A 14136-nucleotide genomic window follows, 5' to 3' on the forward strand; every position below is an offset into this window, starting at 1 on the left:
GGCGCTCTGGGCCGGACGCGCGTTCATCCGGGCTTGCGATAGATCGAGGGAGCGACGGGCACAGCCGATGAGTTCAGCTCGTTCAAGGTCTCCGAGTGGCCGATCAACAGGTAGCCGCCGGGCTTGATCACCGACAGTACACGCCCTACGACCTGTCGCTTGGTGTCGGCGCTGAAATAGATCATCACATTGCGCAGGAACACGAAGTCGAACGGCCCGATTTTAGGCAACGTGGTATTCAGGTTCACTTGCATGAACCGAACGCGGTCGCGCAGTGGACGGTCGACCAGCACCGTACCTTCCTGAGGGCCGGTGCCTTTCAGGCAGAACTGTTGCAGATAGGCACGCGGAGTGTGCGTGGTGCGAGAGGCTGGATAATGGCCCGTGCGCGCCCGATCGAGCACGCGCGAGCTGATATCCGATCCCAGGATCTCGAACGGCGTGGTCTGCAACGTCGCCGCGAGCACCATCGCGATACTGTACGTCTCCTCGCCCGTCGAGCACGCGGCACTCCACACTTTGAACGGCTGCCCGCGACCGCGCGCCAATTCCGCCTGTTCGCGTAACAGATCGAAATGCTTCGGCTCACGGAAGAAGTAGGTTTCGTTGGTGGTGAGCAGATCGATCGCCGTCTGCACTTCCTGCGCGTCCTGTCCGCTGGAGAGCACCTTGAAGTACTCGGCGAAGCTCGACAGCTTGCGCAGGTCGAGTCGCTTGGACAGACGGCTCATGACCAGCGCCTTCTTCGCGGGCGACAGAGTGATGCCGGCCGCGTCGTAGATGAAACGCTGGAAGAGCGCGAATTCCTTGTCAGTAATGGCGGTCGTCATTGGCGCGATCGTCTGGACAGTGAGCTGTGCGGATCGAGATCAGAATTTCGCGAAGCTGCCCAGGTCAGGGTCGCTCGGGGCCAGCGCCACGTTGCCAATCGTCGCCGCAGCCCTTCGTGCAGGCTTCTCGGCCACAGGCTTGGTGACGCGCGGCCTGACCGCGCGTGCGCCTTCGACTTTGAAGAAGGCCACGGTGTGCTGCAGCTGTTCGGCCTGGCCGCTCATTTCTTCAGCGGTCGCGGCCAGTTCTTCGGAAGACGTGGCGTTCTGCTGGGTCGTCTGGCTCAGCTGCGTGACCGCCGCATTGATCTGATTCACGCCCGCGGCCTGCTCCTGCGAGGCCGCCGAGATCTCCTGCACCAGATCCGAGGTCTTCGTGATGCTCGGAACGATTTCGTCCAGCAACTTGCCGGCGCGCTCGGCCAGCTCGACGCTGTTGATCGCGACGGTGCCGATCTCCTGGGCGGCAACCTGGCTGCGCTCGGCGAGCTTGCGCACTTCGGCAGCGACGACCGCGAAGCCCTTGCCGTGCTCGCCCGCGCGTGCCGCTTCGATCGCCGCGTTGAGCGCGAGCAGATTCGTTTGATAAGCGATGTCGTCGATGATCGTGATCTTCTGCGCGATCTGTTTCATCGCGGTGACCGTCGCCTTGACCGCTTCGCCGCCCTCGCTCGCCTCAGCGGCGGATTTGCGGGCCATGCCGTCGGTGACCTTGGCATTCTCGGTGTTCTGGGCAATTGACGCGGTCATCTGCTCGATGGATGCGCTGGTCTCCTCCACACCTGCGGCCTGTTCGCTCGCGGCTTGCGACAGCGACTGCGCGGTCGTGCTCACTTGCTGCGAGGCGCTCGACATTGCATCGGTCGCGGTGTTGATCTCACCGATGATCATGGACAGTTTCAGCACGGTGCTGTTGGCGTATTCCTTCATTTCGTTGAAGACGCCTTCATATTGTTTATCGATGGTCTTGGTCAGATCGCCCTCGGAGATTGCACGCATGACGCGCGACACGTCTTCGATGCTGCCGCCGGCGGCGGACACCATGTTGCGCATGGCGCGGAGCATGTCGCCGACTTCATCTTTGGCGTCCGATTCGATGGCGACCGAGAAGTCGCCCTTCGCCAGACGATTGGCCGCCGCGACAGCGACGCCGAGGGGTCGGGTCACGCCGCGGCTGATGGCGACCGCCAGCAACATGCCGATGATCACGCCGACGACGAGGGTCGCGATGATCCAGTTGCGGCTGACTCTGTAAACGGCTCCGGTTTCTTCGAGCGCCTGCTTCGCGCGCGCTTCCTTCTGGTCGGTCAGCTCGCCCATCATCACATCGAGCGAGTCCGCGTGCTGGCGCACCAGTTCGAGCGAGCGGACCAGCTCCTCGGTGCGGGTTTGCAGCGGTTGCTTTGCGGCCAGCGTCAGGGCGCGCTGCATTTCGGCATCGTATTCGGCCCAGCTCTTTTCGATTTGCGCGAACAGCACCTGCGCACGCTCGGACATGAACAACGGCACGGCCTTCTCGATCGATTCCAGCGCGCCGGTGGAATTGTTCTTGATGGATTGCAGATGTTTGTCGCGCTCGGCCTCGCTGGTTGCGAGCAGGAAGTTGGAGCGGGCACGGCCGATGGCGATCAGCTTGATGTTCGCCTCCTTGATGTGCGACAGCCCCATCAGCTCCTTGTTGTAGATGTCCTCGGCTTTACCGTCGATCTTGCCGGCGCCGTACAGTCCCATCACGCCGATGACGATGCTGATCGTCACCAGCACCATGAAAGCCGCAATCAGGCGGGGGCCGATCCGCAGGTTCTCGAGCATCGCAAATCTCCGTTTGGTGTCGTTACGCCGTCACGCCAGGCACAGCTTGGCGACCGCGTCCAGCATGGTCTGCGGCTGGAACGGCTTCACGATCCACGCCTTGGCGCCCGCGGCGCGGCCTTCGTTCTTTTTGTCCTCGCCGGCTTCGGTGGTCAGCATGATCACCGGCGTGAACTTGTAGTTCGGGTGCGCCTTGACGGCCTTGAGGAACGTGATGCCATCCATACGCGGCATGTTCACGTCGCTGATGATCAGATTGATCTTGCCGGCCAGCTTCGCGAGCCCATCCTGGCCGTCGGTGGCCTCGATGACTTCATAGCCCGCGCGGGTCAGTGCGATGTTCGACACCTGCCGCACCGAGGCGGAGTCGTCGACGATCAGGATTCGCTTAGCCATTACCGTTACTCCGTTCAAAAGAATTCAATGTCCGACCCGCCCTGCACCTTGAGGGTCGAAGCGGGCGCGCTGCCCGCCGTTGCCTGGTGATTCCGGCGCTGCTCGTCGGTGGTGTATGAACTGACCATCTGCGCCATGTAGGCCTGTGTATCGATCTGCTGCTGCTCGCCGCGCGTCACGGCTGCTGCGCGATCGTCGAGGTCGTTCATGCTGCCGACCACCTGCGCCATGATCTGGCCCACGCGGTCCTGGAACTGCAGCTGCACCATCGACTCCTCGATCTCGCCCTTGATGGCGCTACTCTCGCGACGCAGGTCCTCGGTGGAACGAGCCAGTCCCTCGCTCATGTCACTGAAGTTGCCGAGCACGCCCTGGATACGACTGCCCGAGTCACGCAGGGCTTCGCCCTCGCGCGCCGATACGGTTTCGTTGGTTTCGATGATCTGCTCGAGCGATTGATTCACCAGCGCAATCTTCTGCGTGATGCCCTTGCCGGTCTCGCGAGAGGCCGTGGCGAGGTTACGAACTTCGTGAGCCACGACTGCGAAGCCGCGACCGGCCTCGCCCACGTGCGCCGCTTCGATGGCTGCATTCAACGCCAGCATGTTGGTCTGAAATGCGATCTGCTCGACCTCGCTCGCCATCTTCGCCAGCTCGCTGCTGTGTGCGGCCAGCGAACGGATCTGTTCGGCCAGCGTCGAGCGGCTGCGATGGATCTCGTTCAATGCGCTCATCACTTGCGCCAGCTCGCGCTTGCCCTCGTCCAAGGCTGCTGCCAGATCGGCACTGCCGGAATTGTGCTGGGAGGCGTCGAGCGCCAGATCCAGGCGATTGACGATGCCGGCAAAGCGGGCACTGAGCGCAACGATGGCCTCTTCGGTCTGCACGCGCGCCGTCTCGATCTGTTTACTCCAGATCGGCAGCGCCTGAATGCAGACGGCGTCGGCGGCATTGGCCTCGGTCTGCGCCGCGGGCGCGACTCGGGCTCGACTAAATAATTTCACGACGTTTTGCACGATCTGAGGTCCTATGCAGCCGGCTGCACGACATCGCCCGAGGCGGCCGCGTGAGTCAGCATCTCCATCTCTTCGACGCACAGCACGCGATTCGCGGCCAGGATGATCACGAACTTGCCGCGCACCTTGCCCATGCCTTCGATGAAGTCGGCGCGGATCGAGGCGCCGAAGCTCGGCGCCGGCTCGATCTCGGTGCCGGGAATTTCGAGCACTTCGTTCACGGCATCGACGACCACGCCGATGACGTGACTTTCGTCCTCGACGCGCGTCTCGACGATCACGATGCAGGTCTTCTTGGTCACAGCCGCGCTCGGCCGACCGAAGCGCGCGCACAGATCGACGACCGGCACCGCTGCGCCACGCAGATTGACGACGCCGCGGATGAACGCCGGCATCATCGGAATTTCGGTGGGCGCCGAGTACTCCAGGATTTCCTTGATCGACAGAATGCCGAGCGCGAAGGTCTCGCGCCCCAGCACAAAGGTCAGGTATTGATTCAAGTCGTGCCGGCGCTCGGCGTCGTCCACGATCTCAGCAGTCTTGCTCATCGTCTGCTCCTAGAAGCGCACGAACTGATCCAGCGGGACGCTGTGATCGTGGCCGTTCGCCCTACCATTGCCATGAGCGTGCGCAGTCATCGCAACGGCGGCGGCAGCGGGAACTTCCACCGGCTGCTTGGTCGCCCAGCTCGACGGCATGCGGTTGGCGCGCACCGCAGGTCTCACCGCGGGCTCGCTCGGCTTGCCGGAGCTCGAGCCCTCGACCCTGAAGAAAGAGATCGCCGCCTGCAGCTGTTGCGCCTGGGTGCTCATCTCCTCGGAGGTTGCGGCCAGCTCTTCGCTCGACGACGCGTTCTGCTGCGTCAGTTGCGACAACTGCGTCATCGCGGTGTTGATCTGTCCGACGCCCGAGGACTGCTCCTGGCTCGCCGCAGTGATTTCCTGCACCAGCTCGGAGGTCTTGCGAATGGCAGGGACCATTTCATCGAGCAGCTTGCCGGCGCGCTCCGCGAGCTCGACCGACGAGCCAGCGACTTCGCCGATCTCTTGAGCGGCAACTTGCGAACGTTCCGCGAGCTTGCGCACTTCAGCGGCAACGACCGCGAAGCCCTTGCCATGCTCGCCGGCGCGAGCCGCTTCGATGGCCGCGTTCAGCGCCAGCAGGTTTGTTTGATAAGCGATGTCGTCGATGATCGAGATCTTCTGCGCGATCTGCTTCATCGCCTCGACCGTTTGACGCACCGCCTGTCCGCCCTCGGCGGCTTCAGACGCGGCCTTGCTCGCCATCTGGTCGGTGACCTTGGCGTTGTCGGTGTTCTGGCTGATCGACGCCGTCATCTGCTCGACCGAAGCCGAGGTCTCCTCGACACTGGCCGCCTGCTCGGTAGACGCTTGCGACAACGACTGCGCCGTCGCGGACATTTCTTCCGAGGCGCTGGTCAAGGTATCCGCCGACGAGCGCACTTCGCCGACCACTTGCGACAGCTTCTCGGTCATCGTGCTGATCGCGTGTAACAACATGCCGGCTTCGTCACGTGAATTTGCAGTGACGCGCGCCGTCAGGTCGCCTTCGGCCATGCGGTTCGCAACCGACGCGGCCAGGCTGATGGGGCGCGTGATCGACAACGTCACCCACACACCGGCGATGAGCGCCAGGACCGCGGCGATCACGGCGCCGGACAGCATCAACTTGCTGGCTTCGAGATAGGTCTGTTCCGCCTCTTCGCCTGCGTCAGCGACCGAGCCCTTCTGATAGTCGAAATAAGCATCGGTCACGGCTTGCGTGGCGTCGCGAGCTTCGCGCTGTTCAGTTCGCAGCCAGCGCAGCGCCTCGTCTTTCTTGCCCGCCTGCAACAGCTCGACCAGCGCGTCCTGCGCTTTCGAGTAGTCCTCGCGCACGCGGCTCACCTCGGCCAGTTTATCTATGCCGGTCTGGCCCACGCTGTTCGATCTCAGCGTCTCGATGATCTGGTCGTTGCGCTCGCGCACGGCCAGCATCTGCTGCACGCTCTTCTCGAATTGCCTGGCGTCGCTTGCGAGCAACTGATCGCGCGCCAGCAGTCCCAGCGTCTCGGCATTACGCTGCAGCTCCTGCGCCAGCTCCATCTTGGGAGTGCGGTTGTTGACGATTTCATCGGTGCTGGCTTTCATCAGCTTGAAGCTGTCGATCCCGATGTAGGTGACCGCGCCCAGCAGTACCAGGATGAGCCCGAAGCTCAATCCCAGGCGAATTCCTATCTTCAGATTACGAAACATGAAATCTCTCCGGAAATCAGTCCATGAGTGCGCGGCGAGGCGCGGCTTGGGTCTGGCGTGTGTTCAAACACAGATCGAGCAGGCTGGTCACGTCAAGAATCAACGCCAGCTGGCCCGTCCCGAGGATGGTCGAACCGCCGATGCCCCGGATCCGGCTGAACAGCCGCGACAGCGGCTTGATCACCGCCTGCATCTCGCCGAGCAGGTCATCGACGACGATGCCGATGCGCTGGCCGGCGCAACGGATCACCACGATGCTTTCGCGGCGCGAGGCAGATGATCGGAGAGAAAACATTTCACGCAGGCGCACGAACGGCAGCACCGCGCCGCGCAGATTGATGTAACGCTGGTCGCCATCGGCCGAGCGATGCTCATCGCCGAGCTCGACGCACTCTTCGACCAGCTCCAGCGGAATCACGAAAGACGAGTTGCCCACGCCGACCAGGAAGCCGTCGATGATGGCGAGCGTCAGCGGCAGGCGAATCCGCACAGTCGTGCCCTCGCCTTCCTTGCTGTCCAGTTCCACCGTGCCGCGCAGCGCGTTGACGTTGCGTTTGACCACGTCCATGCCGACGCCGCGCCCGGACAGGTTCGTCACCTGCTCCGCCGTCGAGAAGCCGGGTTCGAAGATCAACGCGAACGCTTCGCTGTCGGTCAGCGAGCTGCCATCGGTGATCAGGCCGCGCTCGATCGCCTTGGCGATGATGCGCTCACGCTTCAAGCCGCCGCCGTCGTCGGCGACTTCAATGACGACCGAGCCGGAGTCGTGATACGCATCCAGGCGCACCACGCCTTCGACGTTCTTGCCGCGCGAACGGCGCACCTCGGCGGTCTCGATGCCGTGATCGATGGCGTTGCGCACCAGGTGCGTCAACGGATCGGTGATGCTCTCGATCAAGGTCTTGTCGAGCTCGGTTTCGGCGCCGCCGGTCTCGAGCCGGATCTCCTTGCCGATCTCACGGGCCACGTCGCGCACGATGCGCTGGAAGCGCGAGAACGTCGGCCCGATCTGCACCATGCGCAGCTTGAGCGCCTGATCGCGCACTTCTTCGACGAGGCGCGCCAGGCGCAGCGTCGATTCGTTGAGTTCGGAGAGGCCCGCTTTACGAGCGGTAATCGTCGTGGTGGCGCCGGCCGTGACCAGCTCGCCGATCAGATCGATGAGCTTGTCGAGCTTGTCGCCGTCGACACGCAGCGAGCGGCTGTCGCTGCTCTTGCTGGCCTTGCTCTCTTTAGTATCGGCCTCGCGCCTGTCGGCCACGACTTCGCTGGCCGCCGTCCCTTTCTGACGAACTTGCAGTGTGCAGTCATCGCGCACGAACTCGAACGCAGCTTCGATGCGCTGCTGGCTCTCGCTGCTGGCGAGCTCGATTTCGAAGCCCAGATAACACGCCTCGGCATCGAACTCTTCCGCGCCCGGCAGACGCTCGGTCAACAACTTCAGCGCTACGATGTCGCCGAGCGTGCCGAGGTAACGGATGAACGACAGCGGGTCCATGCCATTGCGCAGGACCTCAGCGTGAAACTGCACGTGGATCCGCCAGAGCGCGTGGCCTGCGGCCGGCGCAACGGGAGTGGTCGAGGCAGTCGTATGAGCTGCGGCCGGGCCACCCGCGCGTGCGCTCAGTTTCTGCAGCAGGCTCTCACCCCTGGTGGCCAGTTGGACGTCGTCGGATTTGCCGTCGGCGACGGCATTCACCAGATGTTCGATGTGGTCGCGGCATTCGAGCAGGATTGCAGCAAGCGCCCGGTCCATCTGCAGCGTGTTGGCGCGTACCCGATCCAATACGCTTTCGACCACATGAGTGAAGGCGACGATGCCGTCCAGGCCGAACAGACCGGACGAGCCTTTGATGGTGTGGGCCGCACGAAAAATGGAGTTGACGGCTTCGGCGCCGGTCTCGCCCTGCTCGCACTCGAGCAAGGCAGCTTCCATCTCGCGCAACAGCTCGCGGCTTTCCGCGATGAAAGTAGGCAATGCCGAGTCGGTCATGCTGCGGCCTGCGTCGGGTCGGTCGTTAGGGCGACGTTGCAGAGATCGAGCACTTCGGCCACGCACTCGCTCGGGCGCACCACGTCGAGACGATGACCATTCGCCTCCACCATGCGGCGAGCCATCAACACGAGCTGCAAGCCGGCGGTGTCGAACTCGGTCACCTCCGACAGATCCAGATTCACATCGCCAGCGTGCGTACGCACCGAGGCGAGCAGAGTCTGCGCAACTTCATTGGCGCGGTAGATGGTCATGTCGCCATCCACGCGCAGCTCGCCTATCGAAAGTTTCTGATCAAGGTCCATCGTTTAGTCCTTCGGCTCCACGGTACGTATCGGCCGGTAACCGCGATGGATGAAGCGCGGAGAATCCCTGAATGTCCTGCGGGCAGGCCACCCTGGTGCTTATGAGACATCGCCCTGAGCCACTCGGGTGCGACTGTGCTGTACGTCCGCCGCGGTAATTGATTCTTCTATCGCGGCCGTCGTAGGGTTAGGTTGTTGTTGAAACCGTTCACGGAAGCCACATGACCTCATTGCAAATCGTCGGGCGACGCAGCTCGCATTTCACTCGCATCGCTCGCATCTTCGCCGAGGAACTCGGCCTGCCCTACGAAGTCGTGCCCATCTACGACATGACGGCGCAGGATTCATCGATCTATGCGAACAACCCCGCGCTGAAGCTGCCCATCCTGCGCAGCGGCGAGGAAGTAGTGTTCGGCACTGAGAATATTTGTCGCGCACTGGCGGGTCGCGCGCAAAAATCAGTCGCGGTCGTGTGGCCGGAGCAGCTTCGGGGCAATGTTTCGCGGAATGCTCAGGAACTGGTCTGGCATTGCATGAGCACGCAGGTGCAGATCGTGTTCGGTACCGCGATCGCCAAGCTGCCAGCGGACAACCTCTTTTTCGAGAAGGCGCGGCTCGGCTATGCGGGCGCGCTCGGGTGGCTGGATGCTCACGTGTCGGACGCGCTGAATGCGCTGCCTGCCTCGCGCCAGTTGAGCATGTTCGAGGCTTCCCTGTTCTGCATGATCGAGCATCTCCACTTTCGCCAGACCTTGCCGGTCGAGCAGTACTCGAATCTCGAAGCCTTCAGGAAATCCTTCGCGGAGCGCCCGTCGGCACAACGCACGGTTTATCAGTTCGATGTGCCGCCCGGTAAGGGCTGATCATCAACGGACGCAAGCGCTCGCTCGGCCAGCAGGAACGCACCGGCAATCCCGGCTTGCGTTCCCAGCTGGGGACCGCAGATGTACGAATCGAGGGCGCCGGGTTGACTCAATGGCTCGAGATAGCCTTTGAGCGTTTGCGCGGCCGCGGCGCGGATATGAGGAAGTAGCAGGCCATTGGCCATCACGCCGCCTCCGAAAACTACGCGCTCCACGGAGAGCACGAGGGCAATCGTAGCGACGAGTTGACCGAGATAGCCGCCGATGATGGACCACGCTTCGTGGTGCGGCGGCAGGGCATCGAGCTGGCTGCGCCAGCGCGCCTGGATCGCACGACCGCTCGCGAGTCCTTCCAGACAATCGCCATGAAACGGGCACACGCCGGGAAAATCCTGATCTCGCGCGTCTCGGCGCACGAAAATATGCCCCATCTCGGCGTGCATCAGTCGGCGCATCCTCAAATCGTGGGGCGCAACGCCCCCGCCGATACCGGTGCCGACGGTGACGTAGGCGATCGAGCCCAGGCCGCGTCCCGCCCCGAGCTGCCACTCCGCCAATGCAGCGGCTGACACATCCGTATCGATCGATACCGGCGCAGCGAAACGCGACCGCAGCGGCTTCAACAGATCGACGCCGGACCAACCCGCTTTCGGCGTTGCCAGCATTTGTCCGTACCCTGGCCCATGAACACGCAAATCGATGGGCCCGAAACAAGCGAAGCCGAACGCCGCGATCGGCCCGAATTTCTGTGCCGCTGTGCTGAAAAACTCGACGCACGCAGCCAAGGTCGACGCCGCGCTCGCCGTCGGCAGGACGACACTGTCGAGCACGTCTTGCGACGAGGCCCCGAGCGCGCACACAAACTTGGTTCCGCCGCCTTCGATCGCTCCGTACAACAAGGCGCCTGCTCCCCGAGCGACTTTCGATGAGGTCCTCAATATAGCCTGTCAGGCCGGCGTGAACCGCATCACTCAGGCCGCTTCGGCAATCCCTCACTTGAGGTGAACGGCCTCTCAGTTCAGCAATGCACGCAGGTCTGGACCCTCATGGCACGGCTGCCACGGCCGAAGAGCTAGCATGTCTTCCCAAAGTTCCCTCTCGACTGGCCCGGAATCCGCTGTTGTGGCCAATGCCGAGGCGGGGGCTCTGCGTATCCCGATTCCGTTGAACGAGCCGTCACGCCTGCTGGCTTTGCAGTCCTACGACATCATGGACAGCGGCCGGGAGCCGGGCTACGACGACATCGCCCTGCTCGCTTCCCGGATCTGTCACACGCCCATGGCGTTGATCACGCTGATCAACGAAGACCGGCAGTGGTTCAAATCCAAAGTCGGGTTGGAGGTTACGGAGACACCGAGAGAGCTGGCGTTCTGCGCGCACGCCATCCTGGAGCCGGACAAAGTTCTGACCGTCGCCGATGCCAGGCTCGATACCCGCTTCTCTGCAAATCCCTTCGTCACCGGTGATCCGCATATTCGCTTTTATGCGGGCGCGCCGCTGCTGTCCGCAGAGGGGCATGCACTCGGCACTTTGTGCGTCATCGATCGAGAGCCTCGGCACCTGCCGCCCGAACAGAGGGACGCCCTCCTCGCCTTGTCACGCCAGGTCATGGCGCTGATGGAGGAACGTCGCACGTCGGCTGCGCTGCGCGGAGCGATGCAAGCCCTGACTCGCAGCGAAGCGTTGTTTCGAGAAGCCTATGAGAACGCGCCCATCGGCATCGCGCTGGTGTCGCCCGAAGGCGAGTGGCTGCGGGTGAATCAGTCACTGTGTGACATGCTAGGTTACGCGGCCGATGAACTGACGCGCACTACTTTCCAAGCTATTACGCACCCCGAGGATCTGGAGTCCGACCTGCTGCTGGTGCGGCGGATGCTGGCCCGAGAGATTCGCAGTTATCAAATGGAGAAGCGCTACCTGCACCGGACCGGGCACGCCGTGTGGGCGCTGTTGAGCGTGTCGCTCGTGTGGGACAAGCAGCGACCGCTTTATTTCATCTCGCAGATCCAGGACATCACCGAACGCAAGAACATCGAGCGCGGCAAAGCCGAGTTCCTGACGATGGTGAGTCACGAGCTGCGCACGCCGGTGACGGCGCTGCGTGGCGCGTTGGGAATTCTGGCGGCGGGCGCTGCCGGTGACTTGCCGCCCAAGGCACAGGCGCTGACCGCACTCGCCGATCGCAATGCCGATCGATTGCACCGCCTGGTGAACGACATTCTGGACGTCGAGAAGATCGAGTCGGGCGCATTCGGCTATCGCCGCACCGACATCGATTTGAATCAGCTGGTGACGCAGGCTGCCGTGGAGCTCAGGCCCTACGCCGACCAGTATCACGTCAAGATCGACGTGCGCTCGGACCTGCCCCGCGCCTTCCTGCACGCCGACGCCGATCGGTTGATGCAAGTGCTGGCGAATCTGATTTCGAACGCGGTCAAACACTCACCCTCGGGCGGCACCATCGACGTGCACGTCACCCGCACCGATCAAAGCATCCGGGTCAACGTCACCGACCGCGGTGATGGTATTCCCGAAGAGTTCCGCCGCGATATCTTCGAGAAGTTCGCACAGGCCAACTGGACCGCGACCAACCGCAAGGGCGGCTCCGGCCTCGGCCTCAACATCAGCCGCGCGATCATCCAGCACCACGGCGGTGTCCTGGCTTTCGAGACTGAAGTGGGCGTCGGCTCGACCTTCTATTTCGAGCTGCCCATTCTCTAGATAAACCCGATCATCCGACCCGCCATCGCGACGCTGAACCACGCGGCGAGCGAGATGCCGACACTGGCGCGCGCAAATGTCGGCGCCGGGGTTGTCTGCGCCGCCGCCTTGCGGAACAACGCAAGCTGCACAATCACCGCCACGAAGAACAGCATCATCTTCAAGCGGAACGCTGGATTGTAGAAATACAGCTTCGGCGTGGCGATGAACATTAATGTGCCGCTCAGTGCGGTGAGCGCGAGGCCCACCCACACCAGCTTGGTCGCTTCCCTGGCGATATTCGTCAATGGCTGCTGTTTGAACGCCAGGCCGACCAGGTGCAGGCTGATGAGCACCAGCGATGCCAGCAGCGCCACCAGCCCCATGACGTGAACGATCTGCAGGCCGGCGCCGACCAGGTGATCGGTCTTGCTGATCGCGTGGGCCAGCGCGCTGTCCTGCAGCCAGGAAAGGATTTCAAACGTCGTCATGTCAGCCCCAGGTCGGCAGGTAAGGAATCAAACGGCCGCACACCACGACCAGCGTCCACAGCCCGAACGAAGCGACGCCCGCGTAGGCGACACTCGAAGGTAGGATCGTATGGCTCTCCTGCACCGGCGCACGCTGCGCAGTCACGAACTCGAAATACAGCGCGTTGAGCCCGGCGAAGAACATGAAGATCATCTTTGCGACGAACGCCGGACTATCCAGCATGCGGGCCGCCGCCGACCAGAACAGCAGCCCCCCGGAGATGAACACCGCGATGAAGCCCCCGATGACGTACGGACGCAGATGTCTCAGTACATCGATCACGGGCACTCGCTTCATGAACAGATTCATCAGGCGCAGATCGGTCAGAAAGATCAGCCCCACCGAGATCGACAAGCCGATGAGGTGAATGCCTTCGATGATCGGATAGGCATAGCGCGACTCGGCGATGGCCACGCCGATCGCCGACGCCTCGATCTGCTCCGCCAATGCATATAACGTTGACATGAAAACGTCCCGACGGTGTCACTTGGCGCCGAGCACGGCGATGTTGCCGAACGGTCCGTTGTTCTCGACGCAGATCCGCTCATAGCGCTCGATCAGCGGCTCCTTGCCGGCCGGTTGATTCGCAAGCGCCACCTCGTAGTGCCAGCCATCGGGCTCGTCCTGCAGCGAAAATCGACGTGCCGGAATCGTCGCCGTCCACGGGCGAGTGAACACGGTCGGGTCAGTGATCGTTGCCACGTAGTTATAACGCGTGCCGTCGCTATTGAAGATGTAACGCTCTTCGATGTGTACGTTCTCACTGAAGAACTCGCCGGTGCGAGCCAGGCGCGCCTTGGCGTTGTTGTTCGTCACATCGACGACCAACGTGTTGCCTTCCCAGCGGCCGCGCGAGTCGGCGTTCCACAGTTTGACGTTCTCCGGCAGGTGCGGCTTGCCATCCAGGTGGATGACGCGCGTGCCGGAGTTGAATAGGAACAGCACATAACCGGGGAATTGCCGGATCTCGTAGCCGTGCCACGTAAACGACTTCGGCACACCCGCCGGCGCGCAACGCGCGAGCGGCTCGATGTACTGCTCCTTGATCGGGTTGTGGAAGTACTTCAGGAAATCCTGCTGAACCGCGCGAGCCCACGGTTGGAATGGCACCTCGCCGTCCGCCGGATCGCTCACACGACTCGGCGCACGCTCGGAGCGTGGCGTCTTCGGCGGGCCGTTGCGTCCCGGATCGCCGGGCACGCCGCCTTGCGGATCGGTCCAGTTGTTGTGATTGGCTATGGTGTTCGACCAATGGCCCTGCACGTCCGGTTGCCCGTCGGCGAGACGCTTGCCAGTCCATTTCCCCGACTCGATCTGAGTCACGGTCTTTTCGCGTTGAATTCCCGCACCCGTCGGCGGCTGTTGCGCGTGAGCCTGCGTCCCAGCGAGCAACGCCGCCGCCGTTGCGACCTTCACCAACCAATTCGTGTTCATG

The 14136-nt window shown here is 62.8% G+C and carries 14 protein-coding genes; 2 read left to right on the top strand and 12 right to left on the bottom strand.

The features are described from left to right. Positions 1 to 23: 23 nt before the first annotated feature. From EK373_RS29335 to EK373_RS29370, 8 genes are read right to left on the bottom strand one after another with little or no spacing between them, the layout of a single operon-like run. Positions 24 to 830: a CheR family methyltransferase gene (locus tag EK373_RS29335; RefSeq protein ID WP_129648606.1), complete on the bottom strand. Its 807-nt coding sequence runs from the start codon at positions 828 to 830 to the stop codon at positions 24 to 26. A gap of 39 nt (positions 831 to 869) precedes the next feature. After that, entirely contained in the window at positions 870 to 2642 is a 1773-nt protein-coding gene (locus tag EK373_RS29340; protein ID WP_198683740.1) for a methyl-accepting chemotaxis protein, read from the bottom strand. A gap of 30 nt (positions 2643 to 2672) precedes the next feature. Beyond that, positions 2673 to 3038 (bottom strand): response regulator, encoded by a 366-nt coding sequence (locus EK373_RS29345; RefSeq protein WP_116811906.1) that lies wholly within the window; start codon positions 3036 to 3038, stop codon positions 2673 to 2675. Between the two features lie 14 nt (positions 3039 to 3052). Next, positions 3053 to 4042, bottom strand: coding sequence for a methyl-accepting chemotaxis protein (locus EK373_RS29350; RefSeq protein WP_129648608.1), 990 nt, complete (start codon positions 4040 to 4042; stop codon positions 3053 to 3055). Positions 4043 to 4065: 23 nt separating this feature from the next. After that, positions 4066 to 4602: a chemotaxis protein CheW gene (locus EK373_RS29355; RefSeq protein ID WP_129648610.1), complete on the bottom strand. Its 537-nt coding sequence runs from the start codon at positions 4600 to 4602 to the stop codon at positions 4066 to 4068. A 9-nt stretch (positions 4603 to 4611) separates the two neighbouring features. After that, entirely contained in the window at positions 4612 to 6309 is a 1698-nt protein-coding gene (locus EK373_RS29360; protein WP_129648612.1) for a methyl-accepting chemotaxis protein, read from the bottom strand. A gap of 16 nt (positions 6310 to 6325) precedes the next feature. Continuing rightward, on the bottom strand, positions 6326 to 8302 hold the full coding sequence (locus EK373_RS29365; protein ID WP_129648614.1) for a chemotaxis protein CheA: 1977 nt from the start codon (positions 8300 to 8302) through the stop codon (positions 6326 to 6328). Beyond that, the gene (locus tag EK373_RS29370) at positions 8299 to 8607 is read right to left on the bottom strand and encodes an STAS domain-containing protein (RefSeq protein ID WP_129648617.1); all 309 of its coding nucleotides are present in this window, start codon (positions 8605 to 8607) and stop codon (positions 8299 to 8301) included. The genes EK373_RS29365 and EK373_RS29370 overlap by 4 nt, the downstream gene beginning before the upstream one ends. Before the next feature lie 221 nt (positions 8608 to 8828). Here EK373_RS29370 and EK373_RS29375 point away from each other — a divergent pair, with 221 nt between their 5' ends. Next, a complete protein-coding gene (locus tag EK373_RS29375) occupies positions 8829 to 9470 on the top strand; it encodes a glutathione S-transferase family protein (RefSeq protein ID WP_129648619.1) in 642 nt (213 codons plus the stop codon). Here EK373_RS29375 and EK373_RS29380 read toward each other — a convergent pair. Then, entirely contained in the window at positions 9440 to 10369 is a 930-nt protein-coding gene (locus EK373_RS29380; protein ID WP_157994596.1) for an ROK family protein, read from the bottom strand. The genes EK373_RS29375 and EK373_RS29380 overlap by 31 nt on opposite strands. Positions 10370 to 10547: 178 nt before the next feature. On the opposite strand from EK373_RS29380, the gene EK373_RS29385 reads away from it, so the two are divergent. Next, positions 10548 to 12191, top strand: a complete 1644-nt coding sequence (locus tag EK373_RS29385) for a GAF domain-containing sensor histidine kinase (protein WP_129648623.1) — start codon at positions 10548 to 10550, stop codon at positions 12189 to 12191. Here the strand turns inward: EK373_RS29385 and EK373_RS29390 are convergent. The 3 genes from EK373_RS29390 to EK373_RS29400 are packed head-to-tail and all read right to left on the bottom strand — an operon-like array spanning position 12188 to position 14135. Then, positions 12188 to 12661 (bottom strand): DUF6644 family protein, encoded by a 474-nt coding sequence (locus EK373_RS29390; protein WP_129648625.1) that lies wholly within the window; start codon positions 12659 to 12661, stop codon positions 12188 to 12190. The two genes, EK373_RS29385 and EK373_RS29390, sit on opposite strands and share 4 nt — an antisense overlap. Before the next feature lies 1 nt (position 12662). Further along, on the bottom strand, positions 12663 to 13166 hold the full coding sequence (locus tag EK373_RS29395) for a DUF6644 family protein (protein ID WP_129648627.1): 504 nt from the start codon (positions 13164 to 13166) through the stop codon (positions 12663 to 12665). An 18-nt stretch (positions 13167 to 13184) separates the two neighbouring features. Then, a complete protein-coding gene (locus EK373_RS29400; RefSeq protein WP_198683741.1) occupies positions 13185 to 14135 on the bottom strand; it encodes a hypothetical protein in 951 nt (316 codons plus the stop codon). Between the last annotated feature and the right edge of the window lies 1 nt (position 14136).

This window comes from Peristeroidobacter agariperforans (genome assembly GCF_004138335.1).
In the GTDB taxonomy this organism is placed as follows: domain Bacteria; phylum Pseudomonadota; class Gammaproteobacteria; order Steroidobacterales; family Steroidobacteraceae; genus Steroidobacter; species Steroidobacter agariperforans.

Excerpts from the sequence above, each read along its gene's own strand:
- EK373_RS29335 (WP_129648606.1), bottom strand. The coding sequence starts at position 830 with ATGACGACCGCCATTACTGACAAGGAATTCGCGCTCTTCCAGCGTTTC.
- EK373_RS29340 (WP_198683740.1), bottom strand. The coding sequence starts at position 2,642 with ATGCTCGAGAACCTGCGGATCGGCCCCCGCCTGATTGCGGCTTTCATG.
- EK373_RS29345 (WP_116811906.1), bottom strand. The coding sequence starts at position 3,038 with ATGGCTAAGCGAATCCTGATCGTCGACGACTCCGCCTCGGTGCGGCAG.
- EK373_RS29355 (WP_129648610.1), bottom strand. The coding sequence starts at position 4,602 with ATGAGCAAGACTGCTGAGATCGTGGACGACGCCGAGCGCCGGCACGAC.
- EK373_RS29360 (WP_129648612.1), bottom strand. The coding sequence starts at position 6,309 with ATGTTTCGTAATCTGAAGATAGGAATTCGCCTGGGATTGAGCTTCGGG.
- EK373_RS29365 (WP_129648614.1), bottom strand. The coding sequence starts at position 8,302 with ATGACCGACTCGGCATTGCCTACTTTCATCGCGGAAAGCCGCGAGCTG.
- EK373_RS29370 (WP_129648617.1), bottom strand. The coding sequence starts at position 8,607 with ATGGACCTTGATCAGAAACTTTCGATAGGCGAGCTGCGCGTGGATGGC.
- EK373_RS29375 (WP_129648619.1), top strand. The coding sequence starts at position 8,829 with ATGACCTCATTGCAAATCGTCGGGCGACGCAGCTCGCATTTCACTCGC.
- EK373_RS29385 (WP_129648623.1), top strand. The coding sequence starts at position 10,548 with ATGTCTTCCCAAAGTTCCCTCTCGACTGGCCCGGAATCCGCTGTTGTG.
- EK373_RS29390 (WP_129648625.1), bottom strand. The coding sequence starts at position 12,661 with ATGACGACGTTTGAAATCCTTTCCTGGCTGCAGGACAGCGCGCTGGCC.
- EK373_RS29395 (WP_129648627.1), bottom strand. The coding sequence starts at position 13,166 with ATGTCAACGTTATATGCATTGGCGGAGCAGATCGAGGCGTCGGCGATC.
- EK373_RS29400 (WP_198683741.1), bottom strand. The coding sequence starts at position 14,135 with ATGAACACGAATTGGTTGGTGAAGGTCGCAACGGCGGCGGCGTTGCTC.